The organism is Pseudomonas sp. 5Vm1k, assembly GCF_056161485.1.
Genome location: NZ_JBSPCZ010000003.1, coordinates 26,031 through 51,833, shown reverse-complemented (window position 1 = coordinate 51,833; position 25,803 = coordinate 26,031). Strand labels below are relative to the sequence as shown.

The 25,803-nt window shown below is 59.5% G+C and carries 22 protein-coding genes; 15 read left to right on the top strand and 7 right to left on the bottom strand.

Annotated features, from left to right (window positions below):
- Positions 1-51 precede the first annotated feature (51 nt).
- The 7 genes from ACWIKB_RS06730 (at position 52) to ACWIKB_RS06700 (ending at position 8,065) form a co-directional block, all read left to right on the top strand.
- Complete coding sequence (locus tag ACWIKB_RS06730) at positions 52-1,617, top strand: MBOAT family O-acyltransferase (protein WP_054049733.1); 1,566 nt, start codon at positions 52-54, stop codon at positions 1,615-1,617.
- 11 nt (positions 1,618-1,628) lie between these two features.
- The gene (locus ACWIKB_RS06725; RefSeq protein WP_475265910.1) at positions 1,629-2,804 is read left to right on the top strand and encodes an alginate O-acetyltransferase; all 1,176 of its coding nucleotides are present in this window, start codon (positions 1,629-1,631) and stop codon (positions 2,802-2,804) included.
- A 17-nt stretch (positions 2,805-2,821) separates the two neighbouring features.
- Entirely contained in the window at positions 2,822-3,487 is a 666-nt protein-coding gene (locus ACWIKB_RS06720; RefSeq protein ID WP_054616080.1) for an alginate O-acetyltransferase AlgF, read from the top strand.
- Positions 3,488-3,697: 210 nt separating this feature from the next.
- Positions 3,698-5,149 (top strand): mannose-1-phosphate guanylyltransferase/mannose-6-phosphate isomerase, encoded by a 1,452-nt coding sequence (locus tag ACWIKB_RS06715; RefSeq protein WP_475265909.1) that lies wholly within the window; start codon positions 3,698-3,700, stop codon positions 5,147-5,149.
- A gap of 267 nt (positions 5,150-5,416) precedes the next feature.
- Positions 5,417-5,881 carry a multidrug transporter gene (locus tag ACWIKB_RS06710; RefSeq protein ID WP_475265908.1) on the top strand — a complete coding sequence of 155 codons (465 nt, stop codon included), beginning with the start codon at positions 5,417-5,419 and terminating at the stop codon, positions 5,879-5,881.
- A 32-nt stretch (positions 5,882-5,913) separates the two neighbouring features.
- Entirely contained in the window at positions 5,914-6,738 is an 825-nt protein-coding gene (locus ACWIKB_RS06705; RefSeq protein WP_475265907.1) for an SDR family oxidoreductase, read from the top strand.
- Between the two features lie 313 nt (positions 6,739-7,051).
- Positions 7,052-8,065 carry an SEL1-like repeat protein gene (locus ACWIKB_RS06700; protein WP_475265906.1) on the top strand — a complete coding sequence of 338 codons (1,014 nt, stop codon included), beginning with the start codon at positions 7,052-7,054 and terminating at the stop codon, positions 8,063-8,065.
- 60 nt (positions 8,066-8,125) lie between these two features.
- Here ACWIKB_RS06700 and ACWIKB_RS06695 read toward each other — a convergent pair whose 3' ends face one another.
- Entirely contained in the window at positions 8,126-9,007 is an 882-nt protein-coding gene (locus ACWIKB_RS06695) for a LysR family transcriptional regulator (RefSeq protein WP_475265905.1), read from the bottom strand.
- Between the two features lie 109 nt (positions 9,008-9,116).
- Here ACWIKB_RS06695 and ACWIKB_RS06690 point away from each other — a divergent pair, with 109 nt between their 5' ends.
- The 3 genes from ACWIKB_RS06690 (at position 9,117) to ACWIKB_RS06680 (ending at position 12,108) form a co-directional block, all read left to right on the top strand.
- Complete coding sequence (locus ACWIKB_RS06690) at positions 9,117-10,487, top strand: MFS transporter (protein ID WP_475265904.1); 1,371 nt, start codon at positions 9,117-9,119, stop codon at positions 10,485-10,487.
- A complete protein-coding gene (locus tag ACWIKB_RS06685; protein ID WP_475265903.1) occupies positions 10,484-10,882 on the top strand; it encodes a DUF4440 domain-containing protein in 399 nt (132 codons plus the stop codon). The genes ACWIKB_RS06690 and ACWIKB_RS06685 overlap by 4 nt, the downstream gene beginning before the upstream one ends.
- A 194-nt stretch (positions 10,883-11,076) precedes the next feature.
- Positions 11,077-12,108, top strand: a complete 1,032-nt coding sequence (locus tag ACWIKB_RS06680; RefSeq protein WP_475265902.1) for a sel1 repeat family protein — start codon at positions 11,077-11,079, stop codon at positions 12,106-12,108.
- Between the two features lie 183 nt (positions 12,109-12,291).
- Here the strand turns inward: ACWIKB_RS06680 and ACWIKB_RS06675 are convergent, their stop codons facing one another.
- From ACWIKB_RS06675 to ACWIKB_RS06660, 4 genes are all read right to left on the bottom strand, one after another.
- On the bottom strand, positions 12,292-13,155 hold the full coding sequence (locus tag ACWIKB_RS06675) for an efflux RND transporter periplasmic adaptor subunit (protein WP_475265901.1): 864 nt from the start codon (positions 13,153-13,155) through the stop codon (positions 12,292-12,294).
- Between the two features lie 10 nt (positions 13,156-13,165).
- The gene (locus tag ACWIKB_RS06670) at positions 13,166-13,366 is read right to left on the bottom strand and encodes a DUF1656 domain-containing protein (protein ID WP_007896379.1); all 201 of its coding nucleotides are present in this window, start codon (positions 13,364-13,366) and stop codon (positions 13,166-13,168) included.
- Positions 13,356-15,548 carry an FUSC family protein gene (locus ACWIKB_RS06665; protein ID WP_475265900.1) on the bottom strand — a complete coding sequence of 731 codons (2,193 nt, stop codon included), beginning with the start codon at positions 15,546-15,548 and terminating at the stop codon, positions 13,356-13,358. Before ACWIKB_RS06665 ends, ACWIKB_RS06670 begins: the two co-directional genes overlap by 11 nt.
- Positions 15,549-15,687: 139 nt before the next feature.
- Complete coding sequence (locus ACWIKB_RS06660) at positions 15,688-17,211, bottom strand: efflux transporter outer membrane subunit (RefSeq protein ID WP_475265899.1); 1,524 nt, start codon at positions 17,209-17,211, stop codon at positions 15,688-15,690.
- A 320-nt stretch (positions 17,212-17,531) separates the two neighbouring features.
- On the opposite strand from ACWIKB_RS06660, the gene ACWIKB_RS06655 reads away from it, so the two are divergent.
- The 4 genes from ACWIKB_RS06655 to ACWIKB_RS06640 all read left to right on the top strand — a co-directional run bounded on the left by ACWIKB_RS06655 (position 17,532) and on the right by ACWIKB_RS06640 (position 20,995).
- Entirely contained in the window at positions 17,532-18,500 is a 969-nt protein-coding gene (locus tag ACWIKB_RS06655) for a LysR family transcriptional regulator (protein WP_149657516.1), read from the top strand.
- 335 nt (positions 18,501-18,835) lie between these two features.
- Positions 18,836-19,084 (top strand): DUF6124 family protein, encoded by a 249-nt coding sequence (locus ACWIKB_RS06650; protein WP_475265898.1) that lies wholly within the window; start codon positions 18,836-18,838, stop codon positions 19,082-19,084.
- Between the two features lie 245 nt (positions 19,085-19,329).
- On the top strand, positions 19,330-20,304 hold the full coding sequence (locus ACWIKB_RS06645; protein ID WP_475265897.1) for a 2-hydroxyacid dehydrogenase: 975 nt from the start codon (positions 19,330-19,332) through the stop codon (positions 20,302-20,304).
- 181 nt (positions 20,305-20,485) lie between these two features.
- Positions 20,486-20,995 carry a DUF2165 domain-containing protein gene (locus ACWIKB_RS06640; RefSeq protein WP_475265896.1) on the top strand — a complete coding sequence of 170 codons (510 nt, stop codon included), beginning with the start codon at positions 20,486-20,488 and terminating at the stop codon, positions 20,993-20,995.
- 23 nt (positions 20,996-21,018) lie between these two features.
- On the opposite strand, the gene ACWIKB_RS06635 is transcribed toward ACWIKB_RS06640, so the two are convergent.
- Positions 21,019-21,921 carry a DMT family transporter gene (locus ACWIKB_RS06635; RefSeq protein ID WP_475265895.1) on the bottom strand — a complete coding sequence of 301 codons (903 nt, stop codon included), beginning with the start codon at positions 21,919-21,921 and terminating at the stop codon, positions 21,019-21,021.
- A gap of 338 nt (positions 21,922-22,259) precedes the next feature.
- Here ACWIKB_RS06635 and ACWIKB_RS06630 point away from each other — a divergent pair, with 338 nt between their 5' ends.
- A complete protein-coding gene (locus tag ACWIKB_RS06630; protein ID WP_475265894.1) occupies positions 22,260-23,135 on the top strand; it encodes a helix-turn-helix transcriptional regulator in 876 nt (291 codons plus the stop codon).
- Positions 23,136-23,270: 135 nt separating this feature from the next.
- Here the strand turns inward: ACWIKB_RS06630 and ACWIKB_RS06625 are convergent, their stop codons facing one another.
- Positions 23,271-25,700 (bottom strand): TonB-dependent siderophore receptor, encoded by a 2,430-nt coding sequence (locus tag ACWIKB_RS06625; RefSeq protein ID WP_475265893.1) that lies wholly within the window; start codon positions 25,698-25,700, stop codon positions 23,271-23,273.
- Positions 25,701-25,803 lie beyond the last annotated feature (103 nt).

Below are 25,803 nucleotides of genomic sequence, written 5' to 3'. Positions count from 1 at the left end.
TTTGGGGGGGCCGTTGGCCCTTGACTGTTGGTTAAACATGGAGAGACCGGGATGGTATTTTCATCCAACGTGTTCCTGTTTTTGTTCCTGCCGATCTTTCTCGGCATGTACTACTTGAGCGGAATACGCTATCGCAACCTGCTGCTGCTGATCGCCAGCTATGTGTTCTATGCCTGGTGGCGTGTGGACTTCCTTGCGCTGTTCGCCGCCGTGACGCTGTGGAACTACTGGATCGGCCTCAAAGTCGGTGCCGCAGGCGTTCGGACCAAACCGGCCCAGCGCTGGTTGCTCCTGGGCGTGGCCGTCGACTTGTGCATTCTCGGCTACTTCAAGTACGCCAACTTCGGCGTCGACAGCATCAACGCGATGATGACCTCGGTCGGTCTGTCGCCGTTCATCCTGACCCACGTGCTGTTGCCGATCGGGATCTCGTTCTACATCTTCGAGTCCATCAGCTACATCATCGACGTCTACCGTGGTGACACCCCGGCGACTCGTAACCTGATCGACTTTGCCGCATTTGTGGCGATCTTCCCGCACCTGATTGCCGGCCCGGTCTTGCGTTTCCGCGACCTCGCCGACCAGTTCAACAACCGCACCCACACCCTCGACAAGTTCTCCGAAGGTGCCACGCGGTTCATGCAGGGTTTCATCAAGAAAGTGTTCATCGCCGACACCCTCGCGGTGGTGGCCGACCATTGCTTCGCCCTGCAAGCACCAACCACCGGTGACGCCTGGCTAGGCGCCCTGGCTTACACCGCGCAACTGTATTTCGACTTCTCCGGCTACAGCGACATGGCCATCGGCCTGGGCTTGATGATGGGTTTCCGCTTCATGGAAAACTTCAAGCAGCCGTACATCAGCCAGTCGATCACCGAGTTCTGGCGTCGCTGGCACATCAGCCTGTCCACCTGGTTGCGTGACTACCTGTACATCACGCTGGGCGGTAACCGTAAAGGCACGCTGATGACCTATCGCAACCTGTTCCTGACCATGCTGCTTGGTGGTCTGTGGCACGGCGCGAACATCACCTACATCGTTTGGGGTGCGTGGCACGGTATGTGGCTGGCGATCGAGAAGGCCCTGGGCCTGAACACCTCGCCACGCAGCATCAACCCGATCCGCTGGGCGCTGACCTTCCTGCTCGTGGTCATGGGCTGGGTGATCTTCCGCTCGGAAAACCTGCACGTTGCCGGTCGCATGTACGGCGCGATGTTCAGCTTCGGCGAATGGTCGCTGTCGGAACTCAACCAGGCCAGCCTCACCGGCCTGCAAGTCGCGACCCTGGTGGTGGCTTACATGACCCTGGCGTTCTTCGGCATCCGCGATTTCTACACCAATCGTCCGCCGGAAAAAACCAAGCCTGTGGTCAACGTCGAGGCCGATGGCCCGGCGACCGCAACGCCTGGAATGATCAAAGCCGTACCGGGCGACAACCCGGGCAGCATCCACCAGCCGGGCTACACCGTGGGCGTTGAAGCCACCGTGCAACCGGCCTACTGGTCCGCTGACTGGCCGCGCTACCTGATGCGCACGCTGGTGCTGGTGTTGTTCATCGCCTCGATTTTCAAACTCTCGGCGCAAAGCTTCTCGCCGTTCCTTTACTTCCAGTTCTGAGGGATCTGACCATGACCCGCTCATTACGCATCCTCTACATCGCCCTGTTCCTGGTGACCCTGTTGGTCCTGGGTCTGTGGTCCACGCGCAGTTTCTTCGGTTTCAGCACCAGTGCCGAAACCACGGTGCTCAATGGTCGCTGGACCAAAGCCGTGGAGACGCACTACGACGCCGAGTTCCCGATCAAACGCCTGGGCACCAACCTCTGGGCCGCGCTGGATTTCAAACTGTTCAACGAAGGTCGTCCGGGCGTGGTGCTCGGTCGCGACCAATGGTTGTACAGCGATGAAGAATTCAACCCGATCGTCAACGAAGAGCTGAACCTGCAAGGCAACTACGCGCTGGTCGAAGGCGTGCGCCAAACCCTGGAAGCCAAAGGCATCAAACTGGTAATGGCGATCGTGCCGGCCAAGGTTCGCCTGTACCCGGAACACTTGGGTGAAGTGAAACCGGCAAGTATCCACGCCAATCTGTATGAAGATTTCCACGCTCGTGTGGCGGCCGACAAGATCCTCGCCCCCGACCTGCTCGGCCCGTTCAATCAGGCCAAGCTGAACGGTGAGCAAGTGTTCCTGCGCACCGACACTCACTGGACCCCGGAAGGCGCGCAAATCGCCGCCGAAACCCTGGCCAAGACTATTACCGAGAAAACCCCGCTCAGCGGCGAACCGCAAAAGTTCGTCACCACACCGGCGGAAAAAGTCACCCACAAAGGCGACCTGCGACTGTTCCTGCCGCTGGACCCGCTGTTCGAAAACCTGATGCCGGCCACCGAGCCGCTGCAGAAGCGCAACACCGTGGCGGCTGATGACCAGCCTGCCGCTGATGACGCGCTGTTCGCCAACAACGAAGTGCCGGTGGCCCTGATCGGCACCAGCTACAGCGCCAACCCTAACTGGAACTTCGTCGGTGCACTGAAACAAGCGCTGCACAGCGACGTGGTCAATTACGCCGAAGACGGCCACGGCCCGATTCTGCCGATGCTCAGCTACCTGAAAAGCGATGCTTTCAAGAACAGCCCGCCACAAGTGCTGATCTGGGAGTTTCCTGAACGTTATCTGCCTGTGAACAACGAAATCGGTGACGCCGACCCGCAGTGGGTCGCAGAGCTCAAAGAAGCTGGCGTGCGCCAACAAAACGTAGCCGCAAACACTAAATCCGAGACGCCCGACCGGGCGCAAAACTGAAAGAGAGAGGTACTACCATGACTTTCACTACTACTCCTCGCCGTCTCGCCGCTCGCTCCTTAAAAGCAGTCGCACTCGTTGCAGGCATGAGCGTGTTGTCGATGTCCGCCTTCGCTGGCGACGCCGCACTCTATGGCCCGACCGCACCGAAAGGCTCGTCCTTCGTACGGATCTACAACGCCGGTAACGCTGAAGTCAGCGCCACCGTTGGCACCACCAACCTGAGCGATGTTGCGCCACTGGCCAGCAGCGACTTCAGCTTCATGCCGGGCGGCGACTACAGCGCCAAGGTCGGCAGCCAGACCCTGCCGGTCAAACTTGCCGGTGACCACTATTACACCCTGGTCAACAACGCCAGCGGCGCGCCACAACTGATCGAAGAGCCGCCGTTCAAGAACAAGCAGAAGTCCCTGGTTCGCGTGCAGAACCTGAGCGACAAGGCCCTGACCCTGAAAACCGCTGACGGCAAGACTGAAGTGGTTCCGTCGGTCGCGGCCAAGGGCCGTGGCGAGCGTGAAATCAACCCGGTGAAAGTCAGCCTGGCCCTGTACGACGGCGCCACCAAAGTCGGCGACGTGAAACCGGTTGCCCTGGAACGCGGTGAAGCTGCCGTGCTGTACGTCACCGGCAAAGGCAGCAGCCTGTCGCCAGTGTGGGTGAAACGTCCGGTTTCGACGCGCTAATCATTTTTCTGGATTGACCCGTTTCCATGTGGGAGCGGGCTTGCTCGCGAAAGCGGTCAGACATCCACCCATGATGTCGACTGATACACCGCCTTCGCGAGCAAGCCCGCTCCCACCGTGGACCGAGGTGTCATCCGGATACGGAATAAGAACAAGAGTGAAACGACAGAACGCAGTAGCTCTAACCAATCGATTTTAAGGAGTAACAACATGATTCCGGTAATCTTGTCAGGTGGTAGCGGCTCACGTCTTTGGCCGCTTTCGCGCAAACAGTTTCCAAAACAGTTCCTGGCCTTGACCGGCGAACACACCCTGTTCCAGCAAACCCTGGAACGCCTGGTGTTCGAAGGCATGGACACCCCAATCGTGGTCTGCAACAAGGACCACCGCTTCATCGTCAACGAGCAATTGAGCAATCGTAAGCTCGAAGTACAGCGCATCCTGATGGAACCCTTCGGCCGCAACACTGCGCCGGCCGTGGCCCTGACCGCGATGATGCTGGTCAATGAAGGTCGCGACGAGTTGATGCTGGTACTGCCAGCCGACCACGTCCTGGAAGACCAGAAAGCCCTGCAACGTGCGCTGGCCCTGGCCACCGTCGCTGCGGAAAACGGCGAAATGGTGCTGTTCGGCGTTCCGGCCACCAAACCGGAAACCGGTTACGGCTACATCAAGTCGACCAATGACTCGCTGCTGCCCGAAGGCGTCAGCCGTGTCTCGCACTTCGTCGAAAAACCAGACGTCAAGCGCGCCACCGAATACGTCGAATCCGGCGGTTATTTCTGGAACAGCGGCATGTTCCTGTTCCGCGCCAGCCGCTTCCTCGAAGAGCTGAAAAAGCACGACCCGGACATCTACGACACTTGCCTGCTGACCCTTGAGCGCAGCGAGCAAGATGCCGACACCATCACCTTCGACGAAGCCACTTTCGCCTGCTGCCCGGACAATTCCATCGACTACGCCGTGATGGAAAAAACCCAGCGCGCCTGCGTCGTGCCATTGACCGCCGGCTGGAGCGATGTCGGTTGCTGGGCATCGTTGTGGGAAGTGAATGAAAAAGACGCCAATGGCAACGTCTCCAAAGGCGACGTGGTCATCCAGGACAGCAGAAACTGCATGATCCACGGCAACGGCAAACTGGTGTCGGTGATCGGCCTGGAAAACATCGTGGTTGTCGAAACCAAGGACGCCATGATGATCGCCCACAAGGACTCGGTCCAAGGCGTGAAACAGATGGTCAACACCCTCAACGAGCAGGGCCGCAGCGAAACCCAGAACCACTGCGAAGTCTATCGTCCGTGGGGTTCCTACGACTCGGTGGACATGGGCGGCCGCTTCCAGGTCAAGCACATCTCGGTCAAGCCGGGCGCGTGCCTGTCGCTGCAAATGCACCACCACCGTGCAGAACACTGGATCGTGGTCAGCGGCACGGCTGAAGTGACCTGCGACGAGAACGTGTTCCTGCTCTGCGAAAACCAGTCGACCTACATCCCGATCGCGTCGGTCCACCGTCTGCGCAACCCGGGCAAGATTCCACTCGAGATCATCGAAGTGCAATCGGGTAGTTACCTGGGTGAAGACGATATCGAACGGTTCGAAGATATCTACGGTCGCTCCACCCCGATCGAACGCGGCGTGTCGGTGAAAACCATCGCGCAGTAAGCGTTCAACCCAATAAAAAGCCCTCGTCGAGCCCACTGCGTTTTCCCTATCCGCAGTGGGTTGGTCGGGGGCTTTTTTTGTTCGGATCTTTCGCAGCCTTTGAGGGCCCCTTCGCGAGCAAGCCCGCTCCCACAGGTGACCGCGCTCCAATGTGGGAGCGGGCTTGCTCGCGAAGAGGCCCGACCAGACGCTGAAGATTTAATCCCCATCGCCAACCGCACCTACGCTTAGGTAGGATGACCGTCTCCCCTCCCGAGGTTGTGCGACATGTTCATCGGCGTCCTGCTGGTCATCACCTGGCTGATCCTGTTGTTGCGCTACCCGGCCAAAGCCTTGCCCGTCTCAGTGGCCGCCGCCGTGGGTTTGGGTCTGGTCGCCACTTGGGTAATCTGGCTGGACAACCGCGAGGTCAAGCAACTGGCGCGCCTTGAATTGCGCATCAGCTACGCGCCGGAACAGTGTCCGGCAGACCGCCCGTTGCAGTTGAAAATGAACAACGGCAACGACGTGCCGCTCACCGAATTGCGCTGGCGCATCGCCGCTTACGCACCCGGCGACACGGTCAACCTGGCCGACAATCAATACGCCGCCCCGCGTTATCGTGGCCCCGGCGAACTGCAGGCCGGCGCCGATTGGGAAGACTGCTTGCCGCTGCCACCGCTGCGCCCCGGCTACCGCCCGCAAACCCTGGAGTTTCGCGCCGAGCATTTGCAGGGTAGTTTCTCCGACTGATCCCCCACTTCTTATTGCACAAGGACCGCGCCATGCCCGTTGCGTTGATTACCGGTTGTTCCAGCGGCATCGGCCGCGCCCTGGCCGAGGTGTTCAAAAACGCCGGCTACGAAGTCTGGGCCAGTGCCCGCAAAGCTGAAGACGTGGCCGTGTTAGCGGCGGCCGGTTTCACCGCCGTGCAACTGGACGTCAACGATGGCGCGGCACTCGAACAGTTGGGCGAGCGGATCAACCAGCAACATGGCGGCCTCGATGTGCTGATCAACAACGCCGGTTACGGCGCCATGGGGCCACTGCTCGATGGTGGGGTGCCGGCCATGCAGCGCCAGTTCGAAACCAATGTGTTCTCGATTGTCGGCGTCACCCGTGCGTTGTTCCCGGTGTTGCGCCGGGCCAAGGGGCTGGTAGTGAACATCGGCAGTGTTTCGGGGGTGCTGGTCACGCCGTTCGCTGGCGCCTACTGCGCTTCGAAAGCCGCCGTGCATGCCTTGAGCGATGCGTTGCGCATGGAACTGGCGCCGTTTGGCGTTCGGGTGATGGAAGTTCAGCCCGGCGCCATCGCGTCGAGCTTCGCCAAGAATGCCGGCCATGAAGCTGAGCAATTGATCACCGAACAATCGCCGTGGTGGCCGCTGCGTGAAGGGATTCGTGCTCGGGCCAAGGCATCCCAGGACAACCCGACCCCGGCCAGCGAATTTGCCGCCGGTTTGCTCAAGGCTGTGCAACAAAGCAAACCGCCGCGCCTGCTGCGTCTGGGCAATGGCAGCCGCGCGTTGCCGTTGCTGGCTGGGTTGTTGCCTAAAGGGTTACTGGAGTCAGGATTGATGAAGCGGTTTGGATTGCGCGCAAAGCTCTAACACCCGACTCGGTGAAATTGCCAAACCATTCGATTTAAGTAGAATGCCCGCACTTGAAGCGTCCGTTGCTTCAAGTGCTGTACATCGCCGAAGCCAATGAGCATGGAGTCGCTCGCGCAAACACTAAAGCAAGGGAATTGCTGAACACCTGTACCTCCCCCCTCTTCCATTTCCAATGCCTTGATTGACGAAACGGCTATCGACAACCGAACCGTCGTCTCAAGTGGAAATTGGCGCTTTTGCTTTGATGGCTTGCCTGACGTGATCTCCCTGCTTAACGCACTTCCATTCAATTGCAGATCAGGAAAATCCATTGAATTTTTTCAAATTGCTGCCGCTGGCCGTCATCACGTTGCTGGCAGGTTGCAGCGCAGGCACATCAGACAAAGCGCCCGCGCTCAATGACACGTTGCCCAAGCAGACCTTGCAAAGCGTATTGCCGGCAGTGGCTGATACCGAACACTGCAACGCGCAGATGGACAGTGATATCACCTACGGTATCGGCTTCCAGTTGTTCAACGATCAAGAGTTCGACGCCGCCAAAAACTGCCTGGTGATGGCTGCGCCGAAACACACCCGAGCCTTTTGCTATTTGTCGGTGATTGCCGGCCAGGATGAGAGCAAAACCTCTGAACAACAAAGCACCGAGTCCTTCAACTACATGGCTTACTCCGCCACCCAGAATGACTGGTGTGCGGAATATGGCCTGTATCGGGAATACTTCTACGGCACTTTGGCCGCCAAGCAGGATAAGGCGTTAGGCCTTCGCTGGCTGGAGCGATCGGCCCTGCATGGTTACCCTGACGCCCAGAGTACATTGGTGACGCAATACGAAGAGCAGGGCAATCTGGCCGCCGCTTATGCCTGGACCCGGATCATGGCAACTGCCGATGACACCAGCGCAGCCGATGCCCTGAAGGCAAAAATGACCGCCGAGCAACTCGCCGACGGTGAAAAGCGCTACACCGAACTCAGCACTCAGGTGACCAGCAAAAAAGCCATGTTCGACGAAGCCCGGGAAGAAGACGTTGCCCGGTACTCTGCCGAAATCTATCAGGAGTACCCGGACACGTTCAAAGGCGTGCCGGCCACTGAGCGCCACGCCTTTGTGAAGCAAAGTATGCTCACGGCGATTGCACAGCCCTTCACCAAAAACCGGGGTGACGTGCGCAGCTATATCGTGATCGCCCGGCATGCGCAGATGAAAAATCCTGCTGCCGATATCTCGCAGAACCCGGCCATCACCGACTTGATCAAAAACACTGAGCTGTCGGTCGACGAAACGATTCAACAGGCGTTGGTGGTAGTCGACAAAACCTACCAGTAACCGTCTGCTCACCTCCCACGGCTTTCATACCGAAACCGTGGGTGGTTCCCTGGAAAGCCCTCAACCCCACCCCTTCATAAAATCAATAAACGCCCGCACCTTCAGCGGCAGATGCCGGGTGTCCGGGTACAGCGCATACACCCCTTGTTGCGCGAATCGATGATCCGCCAACAAACGCCGTAACCGCCCCGCCTCCAGATCTTCCTGAATCAGCCACTGCGGCAGGATCGCCACGCCCTGCCCGGTCAACGCAAAGGCCCGCAGCGTCGCCGAGTTGTCCGCGACAATCGTGGTTTTCCCTGGCTTCGGCTGATAGAGATACTCCGTCCCGGCCGGGTCGGTCACCGTCAATTCGGGCACCCGTCCATGCCCCAACGTCGGCAACGACTCCAACGCCGCCAGCGTGTCGACGGCCTCGAAACGCTCGACCAACCCCGGCGCCGCCACCGCAAAAATCTCGAACGTCGACAGCTGTACCGCCCGCAGATTGGAGTCGTGCATCCGCCCCAGCCGAATCGCCACGTCGAAACGCTCGGAAATCAGATCGGCATGGGTCGAAGAGGTGGACAGGTGAATGTTCAGTTGCGGGTGTTGCTCTCGAAACACCCCCAGAGCAGGGACTACCTGAGCCAAGGCGAACTCCACCGTCGTGGTGATCCGCAGCGTGCCCTTGAGCTGCGAATGCTCGGAACGGGCCTCCTCGATGGCCAGTTGGGCCTCGTCCAGGGTGCGCAAGCAGCGCCGATAAAAACGCTCGCCGGCATCGGTCAACGCCAATTGTCGGGTGCTGCGGGTCAGCAAGGTCACGCCCAGTTCTTCCTCCAGGCGCTTGAGGTTGAAACTCACCACCGCCCGGGTCTGCCCCAACGTCTCGGCCGCTGCGGTCAACGACCCGGCCTCGACCACGGCTTTAAAGGTGTCAAAACGGTCCAGGCTGACCATGTTCGCGGCGCTCCTTGTCAAAATAATTTTGACAAACTAGCAGCCAAACCAGCGTTTTCCTAACGCCGCAAGCGCCCTACCCTGCACCTCTCATTACAGGGAAGCTGCCATGGCCTATCGCTCGAAAGTCGCGCTGGTGTATTTGTTGGGGTTCGCCCTCGACCTGCTGAACATGTTTGTCGCCACCATCGCCTACCCCGACATTGCCCGGGAATTACACGCCTCGGTGACCGAACTGGCGTGGATCGGCAACGCCTACATGCTCGGGCTGACGCTGATCATTCCGATGAGCGTGTGGCTGGCGGCGCGGCTCGGTGAGCGGCGGCTGATCCTCGCTTCGCTGCTGTTGTTCGGGATCGCCTCGGGACTGGTGGCCCAGGCTGGCTCGATTGAAAGCCTGATCGGCTGGCGGTTGCTGCAAGGGCTCGGTGGCGGACTGTTGCTTCCGGTCGGCCAGGCCTTGGCCTATCGACAATTTCCTCCGGCCCAGCGTGCGCACTTCACCGGTGTGGTGTTGCTGGTGGCGCTGATGGTGCCTGCGCTGTCGCCTGCGGCGGGCGGGTTGATTGTTCAGGCGTTGTCCTGGCGCTGGATTTTCTACCTGAATGTGCCCGTGGCGTTACTCGCAGTGAGCCTCGGCATGCTTTGGCTGAAACCTGATCAAGCCTCGAGCGAACGCCCGACCCTCGATGCTCGCGGCTTACTCCTCGCAGTTTCGGGCCTGAGTCTGATGTTGATTGCCTTGAGCCTGTTAAGCGAGCCCGACACTCGCGCTTTCGGTCTGCTTGGCCTGGTCCTCAGCGCCGCGGTCACGGCGTTGTACGTGCGCGACGGCTGGCGAAAACCCGCTGCGATCCTCGACCTGCAACTGATCAAAAATCCGTCACTGCGCCTGGCGATGCTGATCTACCTGTGTGTACCCGGCATTTTTACCGGCACCAACCTGATTGCCGTGTTGTACCTGCACGGCCTCGGTTTCGGCGCGGCGCAAACCGGTGCGTTGATGTTGCCGTGGGCGGCGGGCTCGGGGGTGGCGATCATGCTGGGCAAACGCACTTTCAACCGCATAGGCCCCAAGCCCTTGCTGATCGCAGGCATGGTCTTGCAATGCCTTGGTATTGTGTTGCTGATGCGGATCGAACAGCCTGCCGGCTCGCTACTGATCATTGCCTACGCCGTGATGGGCCTGGGCGGCAGCTTGTGTAGCATCACCGCGCAGACCTTGGCGTTTGTCGGCATAGCGCCTGAAAAAATGGGTCACTCCAGCGCGCTGTGGAATATCAATCGCCAGCTCGGTTTCTGCCTCGGCGCCGCGCTGTTGAGCTCGTTGCTCGGCGCGTTGGGCACCGATGGTTTCAACTACTGCTTTCTCGCCGCCGCGCTGATCACTTTAGTGCCGATAGCCGCTGTCCTGCGCCACGACTCGACGAAAGTGCTCGCCCTGCTAACCTCACCTCTCATTCAGGAAAAATCCGTATGACTGACTACACCGACTACTTTGACGAAGTGATCCAGGCCCACGTTGCGATCGAACAATGGTTTGCCGTGGAAGAAGACGAAGCCGCGCTGGAACGATTACTGAAACGTTTTTCAACGCAGTTTTCCATGTTCTCACCGTTGGGCCGAGTGCTCGATCTGGAGGCACTGCGTGCGTTGTTCCGGATGGCGGGCGGGAAGAAGACCGGGTTCAAAATCGAACTCAGCGAGCTGTGCGGAATTGCCCTGCACGAACGCGGCGCGACGGTGAGTTATCGCGAGCAACAGACCGATGCGACAGGGTTGCACTCGGATCGGCGGTCGACGGTGGTGTTTGAAAAACTCGAATCCGGGCGGCTGGTTTGGCGGCATTTGCAGGAGACGTTTTACCAAGGCTGACGCAACCGCCAGCGCCCGTGCATCCATGGCTCATTGCCCGGTTGTTGTCTGAGGCGATACCCGTAGAATGTGCGCACTCAATCGCATGGAAGCGCTGGCACATTGGAGCAAGGAACGGCTGAAATTCACCCTCCGCCCTTCTCCTGAAAATCCAGGCTCCCTCCTTTGCGCAATTGCACCTCAGGGAACTGTCATTGAAATTCAATAATGTGCTGCCATTGGCAATAGTCGCCTTGCTTGTTGGCTGTGATGCTTTGTCACCGGACGAGAAGCTGAACAAAGAGCTGCCCAACTTAAGTATCCAGGAGCTATTGCCCAAGCCCGTTGCCAACCAATACTGCAAGCCAGGCATGGACAGCGAACTTCTGTATGGCTTAGGCAGCATGCAATACGATGAAGACGAACGTCTTTATGGCATAGGACGTGTGCTGATCGAAAGCAAGGAACTGCAAATGGCCAAGAACTGTATGATCATGGCCGCCCCGCAGTACACCCGAAGTCTTTGCTTTCTGGCAGGTATGGTTGGCAGTAGGCCAAGTCCGGAAAACAATCGCGAAGCTTTCAATTACCTGGCTTACGCGGCATCAAAAAATGAGTCCTGCGCAGAATCGGGTCTGTCCGACGTCTACATCGTCGGCAAGTTGGACCAGGAACAGGACAAGACTTTGGGCATGCGCTGGCTGGAACGCGCCGCACGGCATGGCGACTTCGATTCACGACAAGATTTGATCAGTATGAGCAGCGAGCAGGGCAATATGCCCGTCGCCTATGCTTGGGCGAGAATTCAGGATGACGCAGAAAAGATCGCCGCACTAAAAATAAATATGAATCCCGGACAAATCGCAGAAGGCGATCAGCACTACAACCAACTGCTCAGCCAAATCACCAGCCAGGAAGTCTTGAAACAGGCGCATCGCAAAGAACAAATCGCGCTGCATTCGGCGGACGTTTACATCAATCATCCAGAGGCGTTCGAGGGCATGTCCCCCGTGGAGCGTCGTGCCCTCATGGCCAGTGTTGTGGATACATTGAGCCTCTACCCGGACTTCACCAAACGCCAGCAACTTTACGCTTACGTGCTGATCGCCAGACGCACGCAATCCACTGGCCCATCTGTGGATCTATGGCAGAACCCGGCAGTGCGTGCGGTGCTGAACGATAAAAAAATGAACATCGATGAAGTTGTGGCCAAGGCCTTGGCTATCCTGGCCAAGAACAGTAAATAACACCGGAACCTGGGTCGACGGTGGTGTTTGAAAAACTCGAATCCGGGCGGGTGGTTTGGCGGCATTTGCAGGAGACGTTTTGCAGTTGAATGGCCCCAAAAGATCGCAGCCTTCGGCAGCTCCTACAGGGTTTTGTACATACCAGTAGGAGCTGCCGAAGGCTGCGATCTTTTGATCTTCTGCTTACTCGGCAATTGCCTGCTTCACCACCACCGTGCAGGTAATCCCCGCCGCCAACAGCACGCCCTCCGGCACTTCATCAATGTGAATCCTTACCGGAACCCGCTGGGCCAGGCGCACCCAGTTGAACGTCGGGTTCACATCGGCAATCAGCTCGCGACTTTCCGGGTTATCCCGGTCGTAGATGCCGCGGGAAATACTCTCTACATGCCCCTTCAAAACCTCGCCGCTCATCAATTGCATGTCCGCCTTATCGCCCACACGAACGTGAGGCAATTTGGTTTCTTCGAAGAAGCCATAGACCCAGAACGAGTTCATATCGACCACGGCCATTTTCGCTTCGCCGATGCGTGCGTAGTCGCCGCGATGGACGTTGAGGTTGGTCACGTAACCGTCCACGGCGGCGCGGACTTCAGTGCGTTTTAGATTGAGCTCGGCGGCTTCCAGTTGTGCCTGGGCGTGCTGGTAATCGGCCAGGGCCGAGTCGGCGATGTTGCTGGCGTCGTCGCGGTTTTCCTTGGAGATGACCAGTGCATCCATGTCGGCGCGGCGATGGGCGTTGACCTTGCGCATCTCCCAGGTGGCCTTGCGCGAGGCCACCAGCGACTGCGCCTGTTTCACGGCGATGCGGTAGTGCTCGGGGTCGATCTGCATCAGCAAGTCGCCCTTCTTCACCAACTGGTTGTCACGCACCGGCACGTCCACCACTTCACCGGTGACGTCGGCGGCGACGTTGATGATGTCGGCGCGCACGCGGCCGTCGCGGGTCCACGGGGTGTCCATGTAATGCACCCACAGGGTCCGGCCGATCCATATCGCGAGGGCCAGCACCAGCAGGGTCGCGAGCAGGCTGAAAAGCTTTTTCATCAGTACGTTCTCAACGGTAGACCGTCAGCGCCAGGGCGCCGAACAGACAGGTAAACAGACTCAGGCGCAGCAGCGCCGGGTGCCAGAAGAAGCGGTACAGATCGAACCCGGACAAAAACCGGTCGAGCGCCCAAGCCAGTGCCGCAGCGATGAAAAACATCAGCGTCATGGTCGGCATGTACACGCCGTGGAAGGCGATTTCACGCGGCATGTTCAACTCCTTGGGGCTGAGTGATTGCGTATGCGGCAAGCGGTGATTGCGGGTCGAGCAACGAGGTGCGAATGAAGTGCAGATAGCTCTTCACCCGACGCAATGCCGAAGTATCGAAGTGCGGAGCGAACGGTTCGTCGGTGGCTTGCACACGACTGATCGCATGGTCCACGGCGATCAATCCACGCTCCAGATTGCTCTGGCTCGGTTGCAAAAACAGCCGCACCAGCGAGCGTCCCATTACGCGAATTGCCTGACGCCACGGTTGGGATTCGGCATACGCCGGGTGCACCGGCAAAATCGCCTGTTCCTTGCGCAACTCGATGATCGCGTGGCCGACTTCCAACACCACGAACATCCAGCGCAGCAAGTCCCGCTGCACTTGTGGCGAACCTACCGCCAGGCCATACGCCTGGTGCAGCAGATCCCGCGTGCGACTTTCAAAACTCGACCCCAAGCCTTTGAGCTTGCCGCTGATCGCATACACCACTTGCTCGCGCAGATCCTGCTCCAGCCGACGCCACAACCAACGGCTATTGGGCGGCAGGATGATCGCCCCGGCGGCGGCGCACACCAGCATGCCAATGACCATGGCGATGTAGTCGTTGATAAAGGTGTAAGGGTTGTAGACCGTGAGGTTGTCCGGCACCGAACCGGTGCTGAAGAAGATCAGCAACCCGAGGCCGACCCCGGCGTATTGCGGGCGTGAGGTGAGGAACGAACCGAATACGATCACCGGTGCGAGCATCACGCACAGCAACGGAAACCCATCGATCCACGGGAAGATGAAAAACATCTCGACGAAGCCGATCAGCGCACCAAGCAACGTGCCGCAGGCCATCTGGAACGCCATGCGTTTCGGGTTCGGCGTCGCTGCGGAAAGGCCCACGGTGGCAGCGGCAATCAACGTCATCGTCGCCCCGCTCGGCCACGCGGTGGCGACCCAATAACTGCCGAGCACCACCAGAATAAATGCCGCGCGAATCCCCGACGCCGCCGACGCCAGCCAGTTGGTTTGTGGGGTGAATGGCTCGTCCCATTGCTCCCGCGCATGACTGTGATCGGCCAGGGACGCGTGAGTCTGTGCATAACTGTGCAGGTCGTCGACGAAGCGGTAGAGCAATTCGTACGCGGTGTGGAAATCCAGTTGCTCGGCGTCGCTCGGGTTACTCTCCTGGAAGGTCGCCCGCAGGCTGCGCACCCGCGCCGGCAAGCCTTCCTTGTACGCGGTCAACGCCGTGACCAGGCGTGCAGCATCGGCATTGGTCAGTGCCCGACCGCTGAAGCCGTCGAGCAACTCCGCCAGGTCTTGCAAACCGGGTTTGATCGCCGCGACAACATGGTCTGCCTCGCTGCTGCGCAAGCGTTCAAGCAATTGATGCAAGGCGTTGAAACGGGTGGTGATGCTCATGAACTCGCTGTTCAAGCGACTGAGGCGACCGTTGCGCCGGCGCATGTGCGGGTCTTCGAACACCGTCACGCTGCGCAAGCCTTCCAGGCCCACCGCTTCGGCGATGAAACGCACGTTGCTCGCTTCAAAAGCCTCGCGTTTGCTGCGACCGCGCAAGCCGTCGGTCACGAATAACGCGAACACACCGAAGCGCTGATACAAGGCGTTGCGCATCGCGGCGCTGGCGGTTTGCGGCAGGATCGCGGCGCTGATCAGGGTCGAGCAGATGATCCCCAAGGAGATTTCCAGCACCCGCCAGACCGCCGCCATAAATGCGCCGTCCGGGTGGGCCAGGGCCGGCAAACCGACCATCGCCGCGGTGTAACCGGCGAGCACAAAACCGTAGGCGCGGAAGTTGCGATAACGCGCTGCGCCGGCCGTGCACAAGCCAACCCAAATCGCCAATGAGCCGAGGAACAGTTCGGTGTTCTGCGCAAACAACGCGATCAGCAACACCATCACCGCCGACCCGGCGAGGGTGCCGAGGAAGCGATAAAAACTCTTGGCCAGCACATGACCGCTTTGCGGCTGCATCACGATGAACACGGTGATCATCGCCGTGCGCGGTTGCGGCAGCTCCAGGCGCATGGCCAGCCACAGGGTCAGGAACGCGGCGAGCAGCACTTTGAAAATGTAGACCCAGGTCACGCCATCGCTGCGTGCCCAGTCGTAAAAGCCCCGGCGCCATTCGAGGGAATACAGCCAGCGCAGAGGTGCGGGCAAAGGAGTCATTCAATCCTGCTCAATGAGTATTCAGTCGGGCCGAGACCCTGTGGGAGCGGGCTTGCTCGCGAATGCGGTGTGTCAGTCAATGCCGATGTCACCTGACACACCGCTTTCGCGAGCAAGCCCGCTCCCACAGGTTTTGTGTTCAATTCAAGATGCTCTGAACTGCACTAGAGATAGTCGCCGGGGTTTTCGGGACGGCGGTCTGGCTGTCTTTCGGCACATCGCTGCCAGCACCGAGACCACCGCCCAGCGCCGTCACCAACTCTGCATGCGCACTCAAGCGCGCCGCCTGCACCTGCTGCTGAACCTGTTGCTGTTTGAACAGCAACGTCTGGGCATTGAGCACGTTGAGGTAGTCCGTGAGCCCACGCTGATAAGCGATCATCGCGATGTCATAGGTTTTCTGCGCCGTGGCCACGGACTCGGCGGCGAAGGCCTGCTGCTTGTCCATCGACTCGCGGCGGATCAATTGATCAGAGATGTTCTTCAGCGCATTGACCAGGGTCTGGTTGTACTTGGCCACCGCGATGTCATACCCGGCGGACGCTTCACCCAGTTCTGAGCGCAAACGCCCCCCGTCAAAAATCGGCAACGAGATCGCCGGGCCAACGCTGTAGTTGAGTTTCTTGCCGGTCAAAAACTCCAGCGCGCCGCCGCCCGTCGCCATGTAGCCGAGGCTGCCGACCAGATCGACGTTGGGGTAGAAACCGGCGTGGGCCACATCGATGCCTCGGGCCTGGGCCGCGACTTGCCAGCGGCTGGCGACCACGTCCGGGCGTTGGCCGAGCAATTGCGCAGGCAACGAGGACGGCAGTTTTAGAGCGGCGCCCAACGACAACGTTGGCCGCTGCAACTGCGCGCCCTCCCCCGGACCTTTGCCGGCCAGCGCCGCGAGTTGATTGCGGCTCAGGGCGATTTCTTCGTCCAGGGCGTCGATCTGCCGATGGGTTTCCGGCAACGGGGTTTCGGCCTGGCTGACTTCGAAATGCGTGCCGATCCCGCCGTTCAGGCGTTTTTGCGCGAGGTCGAGGATTTGCTGTTGCTGCTTCAGCGTCGCCTGCACGATGTCCCGTTGCGCGTAATGCAACGAGAGTTCGATGTAGGCGCGCACGATGTTGTTTTGCAATTCGAGCTGGGCCAGCCGCGCTTCGGCAGCGGTCATGTGCGCCATGTCCACGGCGCGCTCGGTAGCGTTGCTTTCGCGGCCCCACAGGTCGAGGGCATAGCTGAAGCCCAGCGAAGCGTTGTTGTCCCACGTGGTGGTATTGGCCAACTCGCCAGGGCCGTAGAACTGATCGGTGGGCCAGTTGTGGCGCTTGAGCGTTGATTCACCGTTGACCTGCAACGACTCGGCGGCCTCGGCGATGCCGGCCATGGACTTGGCCTGACGCACCCGGGCGGTGGCCATGGCCATGGTCGGGCTGCCTTGCACGGCGAGGTCGATCCAGCGGTTCAGTTGCGGGTCGCCATAGGCCTGCCACCATTGCGCGGTGGGCCAGTGAGCGTCCTGTGCAGCGTTCTGGATGGCTTCGTCGGTGGCCAGTGAATCAGCCTCCAGCGCCTTGCCCTGCGGGGCAATACCTCCGGTACCGATGCAGCCGCTGATTGCCAGGGTTAAAGCCAAAACACTGAGCGTCTTGAGCGCTCTGTTGATGCGACGCGGCACTGCTGCAAATTCCTGAAAAGTGGAGAGAGGCACGAGATGTTGTGGGCGCCGCAATCCCTGTGGGAGCGGGCTTGCTCGCGAAAGCGGTGTGTCAGGTGACATCATCGGTGACGGTTACACCGCTTTCGCGAGCAAGCCCGCTCCCACAGGGTTATTGGGTTGGCACAGTCTGCGGTGGCGCAATTCTAGGGGTGGGCCTGGTTGGCGATAAGCTGGGATTCCTGTGAATCTTTGTTACCGTTAGCGCGATAATCCCTTGGTCGGGGTCTCCGACCCTGAAACCTTGTGTCACAATTTGCCATCGAACCCGAGAGCACCCCATGGACACCTTGCAAAACATGCGCGCCTTCAGTTACGTGGCCCAGGCCGGCAGCTTTACCGCCGCCGCCGTGCAACTGGACACCACCACGGCCAACGTCTCGCGCGCGGTCTCCACCCTGGAAGCCCACCTGCAAACCCGTCTGCTCAACCGAACGACACGCCGCATAGCCCTGACCGAAGCCGGCAAACGCTATCTATTGCGCTGCGAGCAGATCCTGGCCTACGTCGAAGAAGCCGAAGCCGAGGCCAGCGACGCCCACGCCCGCCCCGCCGGGCAACTGAAAGTGCACACCATGACCGGCATCGGCCAGCACTTCGTGATCGATGCGATCGCCCGCTATCGCAAGACCCACCCGGACGTGACCTTCGACCTGACCATGGCCAACCGCGTACCGGACTTGCTGGATGAGGGCTACGACGTGTCCATCGTGCTCGCCAGCGAACTGGCGGACTCGGGCTTCGTCTCCCAGCGCCTGGGTATCACCTACAGCATCGTTTGCGCCTCGCCGGCTTATGTGAAAGCCAACGGCTGTGCACAAAAACCCAGCGACCTGCTCAACCACGCCTGCCTGCGCCTGGTGAGCCCGGTGATCCCGTTGGAAAAATGGACGTTCGACGGCCCGGAAGGCCAGGAAATGGTCACCATTAACAGCTCACCGTTTTTGGTGAACTCCGCCGACGCCATGAAAACCGCGATCACCAGCGGCATGGGCGTAGGCGTGCTGCCGGTGTACGCGGCCATTGAAGGGCTGCGCAACGGTACGCTGGTGCGGATGATGCCGAACTACCGCTCGCAGGAGTTGAACCTGTACGCGATCTACCCGTCGCGGCAGTACCTGGATGCGAAGATCAAGACGTGGGTCGAGTACCTGCGCGGGTCGTTGCCGGAGATATTGGCGGCGCATCAGGCGGAATTGGCAGCGTATGAATTGAGCGGTAGCCTGGCCGGGGCGCGGCTGGCGAATTGAGCTACGGACGGTCCTACAAACTGCAGATTTTCGAGGACGTTTCCGACGTGTTTTGACGGTTGTTGTGTGGGAAGGGAAGTGGATAGGCTTTGGGGGTCACTGACGCATCAGTGACCGGGTCTGGAAAACCCTAATCAACGTTTGACATCTGCACATGGCATACTGCGGCGCGTTTTTCTGCGCGCAATGTTATGGCAGCTGTGCGCGGGAGACCTTCGGGTCTGCCGGGTTTTGTTGGGCGTTACCGGTTTTTCCAGTCCGCGCACGGCTGCCACCCTTCGTCTGGAAAACGTAAGTGGCAGCTCCATTAAGCATCTGCATGGAGTAACGCCCTTATGTTCAAGCCAACACCGAATCCCCCTCACACGCCCAGCCACCTGTTCCAGGTCGTCCCCGAAGCCACCACCGAAGCCCTGATGGTCTACGCCAGCGAAACCCTCGCCTCGGCCAGCGTCATGGCCAGTGACTTCGCCGGATTTGTCGAAGGCACCCACCGCAACACCCTGCTCGGTATCCAGCAAGTCATCATGCTGGGCGAACTAGCGGTGAACCGAGCGCTGGACAACCTCGACCCGCAAGACTGACCAACACCACCGAACCTTCCACAGGGGATAACTGTATTCACAGTGTTGTGTTCGCTAAAGAACCCTTGTGGGAGCGGGCTTGCTCGCGAAAGCGGTGTGTCAGGTACATCAATGTTGAATATCAGACCGTATTCGCGAGCAAGCCCGCTCCCACAGGGGAGTCGTGTCCATCCGGGACCTCGCACAACACCTGAGAAGAATGTTAGCGTGCTTGGCATTCATCACCGCCCGCCGAGCCGCTTCCCATGAAAAAAACCGTCCTCGCCTTCAGCCGTGTCACCCCCGAAATGGTCGAGCGCCTGAAACAAGATTTCGACGTGATCGTGCCGAACCCGAAAAACGGCGACATCAACGCCCAGTTCAACGAAGCCCTGCCCCACGCCCATGGCTTGATCGGCGTCGGTCGCAAACTCGGCCGTGCACAACTGGAGAACGCCGCCAAACTGGAAGTGGTTTCCAGCGTCTCGGTGGGCTACGACAACTATGACGTCGCCTACTTCAACGAACGCGGGATCATGCTCACCAACACCCCGGACGTGCTCACCGAAAGCACCGCCGACCTGGCCTTCGCCCTGCTGATGAGCAGCGCCCGTCGCGTCGCCGAGCTGGATGCCTGGACCAAGGCTGGCCAGTGGCAAGCGACCGTCGGCGCGCCGCTGTTCGGCTGTGATGTGCACGGTAAAACGTTGGGCATCGTCGGCATGGGCAACATCGGCGCGGCCATCGCCCGTCGCGGTCGGCTGGGTTTCAACATGCCGGTTATCTACAGCGGTAACAGCCGCAAGACAGAACTGGAACAAGAACTCGGCGCGCAGTTGCGCAGCCTCGATCAGTTGCTGGCCGAAGCCGATTTCGTTTGTCTGGTGGTGCCGCTCAGCGAGAAAACCAAACACCTGATCAGCCATCGCGAACTGGCGCTGATGAAGCCGAGTGCCATCCTGGTGAACATCGCGCGTGGTCCGGTGGTGGACGAACCCGCGCTGATCGAGGCGCTGCAAAACAACCGGATTCGCGGCGCCGGCCTGGATGTCTACGAGAAAGAACCGCTGGCCGAGTCGCCATTGTTCCAGTTGAAAAATGCCGTGACCTTGCCGCATATCGGCTCCGCCACCGGTGAAACCCGCGAAGCCATGGCCAACCGCGCCCTGGCTAACTTGCGCAGCGCACTGCTGGGAGAGCGCCCACAGGATCTGGTTAACCCACAGGTCTGGAAAGGCTAAAAAAAACGGGCAAGTGCTTTATCCACTTGCCCGTTTTTTATCAATTTTCAATACGTGCAATGAATATTCAAGTTCGCTACACACCTTGAAATTCAGTGCCCCACCAAAGAACTTATCCACACTATAGACTCCGCGTCATTCACTCGACTATCTCGAGTTTTGGCTACGGAGAGCCTATCCATTGAATAACCTGAGCACTGACCAACTCATCAGGTACAGCAAAATTACACTCATGGCATTCTTGAGTTTTTTTGGACTGTTGGTGATGTACAGCAACATCATCGACTACAGCTCCAACTATGAGTACGTCAGCCATATCCTGAGCATGGACACCACCCGAGAGAACCTCAACATCAGCTACCGCGCGATTACCTCGCCGATGCTGCATCACCGCATCTACTGGATCATCATTACGCTGGAAGTCATCTACACAGCGTGTTGCCTGTTGGGCACCTATCAGTTATTCAAACACCGACATGCATCTTTCGAAACTTTTCACGAATCTAAAAAGCTATCCATCGTCGGCTTGTTAATTGCTATTTTTGTTTATTACGTGTGCATGCAAGTAATCGGTGTCGAATGGTTCGACATGGACGAGTCACAAGTCTGGAATGCCAAGGATTGGGCGCGGCATATTGTCGATTTCATTGTGCCGTTATTGATTTACCTGACACTGAAGATCGAGCGCTAAGTGCGCTCGACCTTCCTGTTACTTCAAGCCAGTTTGCCGTTGCCCTGTACCAGCGGTGCCTTGGGTTTGCGAAACACCAGTACGTTACCCAGCATCACCAGTACCAGCCCTGCCAGTGCCGGCGCGGTCCATTGGTAGCCCTCGGCAAACGCCGAGACATTCAGCGCCACCACCGGGAACAACACCGTGCAGTACGCCGCACGCTCCGGGCCCATGCGTCCGACCAGTGTCAGGTAAGCCGTGAAACCGATCACCGAGCCGGGGATGACCAGGTACAGCAGCGAGCCGATGTAGCGGGCATTCCATTCGATGTCGAACGGAATACCTTTGACCAGGCACCACACCGACAGCATCGCCGCACCGTAGGCCATGCCCCATGCATTGGTGGTCAGCGGTTTGAGCCCGGCCTTCTGTTGCAGGCTCGACAGCATGTTGCCAGCCGAGAAACACAAGGTGCCGCACAGCGCCAGGCCCAGGCCGAGAAGGGTTTCCGGACTGGCTGTATGGCCGGCCAGTTCCGGCCAGAACAACAAGCCAAGCCCCAGCAACCCCAACGCGCCACCCATCAACACGTTACGGGCGATTTTCTGGCCGAAGAACACTCGCGCATTCAGGGCGTTCCACAGCGTCGCGGTGGAAAACACCACCGCAACAAGTCCGCTGGGGATCCATTGGCTGGCGGTCAGGAAACACATGAAGTTGACGCAGAACAGGCACAACCCCTGGGCCAGGCAGATCAGGTGCCCGCGACGGTTCATCACTTGCAGGCGTCGGCTGAGCAGCAGCATCACGAATAACACCAGCGCGGCGAGGCCAAAGCGATAAACGATCGACACCGGAATGGCCACCACACCGAGTTGCCATTTCAAGGCAATCCAGGTGGTGCCCCAGATCAGCACGGTCAACAAATACAACGACAGGTTCATGGCAACAACTCCTGGATGGGGCAATGCGGCGCGCTTTTGTGGCAAAAAGGGCTTCTGTGGTGAGCGAGCTTTTGTGGCGAGGGGGCTTGCCCCCGTTGGGTTGCGAAGCGGCCCCAAAATCTCGATATCCGATGCGAATCTTGTGAGCGCTTCGCACTCAAGCGGGGGCAAGCCCCCTCGCCACAAAAGCTCCCTCGCCACAGGGCATTGCTAATTAGGAATCCAGTGTCCCGCGCCGGTGCCGGGTTCACTTGCATAAACTTGCGCTTTTGTCGGCCGACGGGCTGGCAGGTCAACGTCTACGGAGTAGGATGCGAAGCGTTGGAGAGAAAACGATCATGCCCGCACTGGAAACGTTGCAAGTCTTTCAAGCCCTCAACCGCTCGCCCAATGCTCGTCTCGAGCACAGCGCCGAGCTCGGTGACGGCATGGCTGCAGCCTTGTGGAGCAACCATCACGACGCCCAGGACTACGAAGCGCCGACTCACCACACCTTGTCCTGCTACATCGCCGGCGGCACCGGGACTTTTCGCCGCGACCAGCCCGGCAACAAGGGCGGCCCGGACAAACTGTGCATCCTGCCCGCCGAGCATCAATCGGGCTGGGTGATCAATGGCGATATTCGCCTGGCTCATCTGTATTTCAGCCCTGAACAATTTGCCCTCGGTTGCGTCACGTTGCTGGACCGCGAACCGCGCGAACTGCAATTGCGCGAAGCAACTTTTCTCGACGACCCACAACAGGCCCTGCGCTTTCGGCAGATGCTTACGCTCAATTGGGATGAACCCGGTGAGCGCGTGCTGACCAGCAGCCTGGCTCACGAAATGCTCAGCCATGCGCTGCTCAATCAGGTTGGCATGCGCCAGGGCTTACGGCTCAAGGGCGGATTGGCCGCGCATCAGCGACGGCAGTTGGTGGAGTTCATCGACAATCAGCTGGCCGAACCCATCAGCCTGGGGCAATTGGCCGGGTTGTGTGCGCTGTCGGAATATCACTTTGCGCGGATGTTTCGCGAGAGCTTCGGCTTGCCGCCGCATCAGTATGTGCTGGCGCGACGCATGAGTCGGGCGCGGGAGTTATTGCGCTCGACGTCGCAGCCGTTGGGGGAGATTGCGCTGGCGTGCGGGTTTGCCAGTGCGAGTCATTTCACCAATCGGTTTCGGCAGGTGTTGGGCGGGACGCCTGGGGAGTATCGGTTGGCGTTTTTGCGTTAGGGCAGGAGATTATCGGTGCCTTTGAGGGCCTCTTCACGAGCAAGCCCGCTCCCACATTTGATCGCATTCCCATGAAAAAACGCGGTCACCTGTGGGAGCGGGCTTGCTCGCGAAGAACGATGACGCAGTGCCCGATCAGAACTCCAATGTGCTGGAGAGCGAAACCTGCCGCGAATCCCCCATCGACACAAAGAACCGGCTCGCCGCCGAGGTGTAGTAGGTGCGATCAAACAGGTTCTTCACATTGAGCTGAAACTTGACCTTCTGCCCTTCAACTTTGGTGTCATAAGTGGCGAACGCATCGGCCACGGTGTAGCCCGGCAAGTCGAAATCATTCGGCGCATCCCCCGCCCGCTCGCCGACATAACGCGCACCCGCGCCGACCCGAAGTTGATCACCGCCGACAATCGTGCCGAAGTCGTAGACCGCCGACAGCGAGCCCGTGTTCTTGGCGACGTTTTGCAGTTTCTTGCCTTTGTAGTCCGGGTCTTCGGTGACTTCGGCATCGGTGTAGGCATAGCTGCCGATCATGCTCCAGCGGTCGCTGAGCTGGCCGGTCAGGTCAATTTCCAGACCACGGGAGCGCACTTCGCCGGCGGCGCTGTAGATCGTGGTCGGGCCTTCGGAATTGGCGATCAGCACGTTGCGTTTCTTGATGTCGAACAACGCGATGTCACCGGTGATGCGCCCCGGCATGTCGAGCCGGGCGCCGATTTCCCAGGACTTGGCTTCTTCCGGCGCGATGCTTCCGTCGAGCACCACGGTGCTGCCGCTCAACGGTGCGATGGTCGAGTTGGGTTTGAACGATTCGGTGTAGCTGCCGTAAAACGACAGTTCATCGGTGTAGCGATACACCAGGCCGGCGCGCGGCACGAATTTCTGGCCGTTGTTGTCGGTGTTGGCCTTGAACGGCACGCCTTTGCCGGCGTACTGGTCGTACTCCTGGAAGCGCCCGCCCGCCACCAGAATCCACTGGTCGGTGAGGTGAATCGAGTCCTGGGCGAAGATCGAATCGCTGCGCAGCTGATCGGTCTGGGCGCTGTCGGGTGCGCTGACGGTGGTGCCGGCGACTTCGCGGCCATACACCGGGTTGACGTAGCTGAAGGTGGTCCGGCTTTTCTGGCGGATCAGGTCTTCACGGTAGATCTTGCGGTACTCGTCATCGACGCCGAACACCAGGTCGTGTTGCATGCCCAGCACGTTCACCTTGCCTTCGAGGCTGGCGGTGGTGAAACGGTCGGTACTGATCGCATTCTGCGTGCCGTCCATGCTGCGGGTCAGGGTGCCTTTCTTGGTGTCGATGGCGGTGACACGCACTTGGCTGGCGTCGTAGGTTTCGCGGTTCCAGCTGTAGCCGAAGTGGGCTTTCCAGTTGTCGTTGAGGTCGTGGTCGGCCTCGAAGTGATACAGGTCCGAGCGCCCTTCCATGTTGTTGAACGGCTCGTCGAGGCGTTCGTTACGCGAGATGTCCAGCGGATGGTTGGTGCGCGGGTCGATGATCGTGCCCCGGTCGAACGGGGTGAGGAATTCCCGGTGCTCGTAGGAGAACAACAGCTTGGTGCTTTCGCCGAACCAGGCCAGGGACGGCGCCACCAACGTTTCGCGGTGAGTGCCGAAGTTGCGCCAGTAGTCTTCGTCTTCGTGGTCCAGGACCATGCGATAGGCCAACCCGGAATCGCCCAACGCGCCGGTGCTGTCGAGGCCGCCGCCGCTGCCGTTCTTGCCGTCACCGTAGGTCGAACCGCGCAGCGTCAAAGCGTTGTACTGCGTCAGTTCCGGTTTCTTGCTGACCATGTTGACCACGCCGCCCGGGTCCTGGATGCCGTAGAGCAAGGAAGCCGGGCCCTTGAGCACTTCAACGCGATCGACGGTGGCGTTCATGCCACGGCCCTGCACGATCGGCATGCCGTCGCGCATGATCGAGCCGTTGCGGTTGTCGCCGAAGCCACGGGTCATCACCGAGTCCTGAGTGCTCGCCAGGGTATTGCCCTGGGTGATGCCGCTGACGTTGGCCAGGGCATCATCGAGATTGCGCGGCGCCTGGTCGCGAATGACCTGGGCCGGAATTACGTTGATGGTCTGCGGGGTTTCCTGAAGCAACGCCGAGCTGCGCATCACCGAACTGGTGGGCGGCGGCTGATAGCTCATGGTTTGATCCATCACCGAGGTGATGGTGGTCGCGCCCAGGTTCAGGGTGCCTTCGGTGGGCACAGGTTCCAGCGCCAGGGTGTGGGCGTCGGTGCGGCGGAAGGTGAAGCCCGAACCGCTGAGCAAACGCTGGATCGCCTGTTCGGCACTCATCTGCCCGCTGACGGCCGGGGCGTTGATGCCGTAGGGCGCTTCGTCGGTGTAGACCACGCTGATGCCGGTGACACGGCTGAAGTCGCTCAGGGCCTGGGGCAGCGGTTTGGCGGCCAGGGCAAAGTTAAATTGCGTGCGTTGTTGCGTGCTGGCAGTTTCAGCGGCGATTGCCACGCTCAGCGGCAGCAATGCCAATGCCGAAAAACTCAGCGCCGAGGCACCGAACCATTGTTTGACCGAACCCGATTTTGCCCTGGACTTCATTGCTCATGACCTGTGTAGAACCGCAACGGATGCGAATGACTCGCAGTTTCAGTCACTACACGGATGGGGGTTGGGTTTATCTCATCAATATTTTGAAATTATT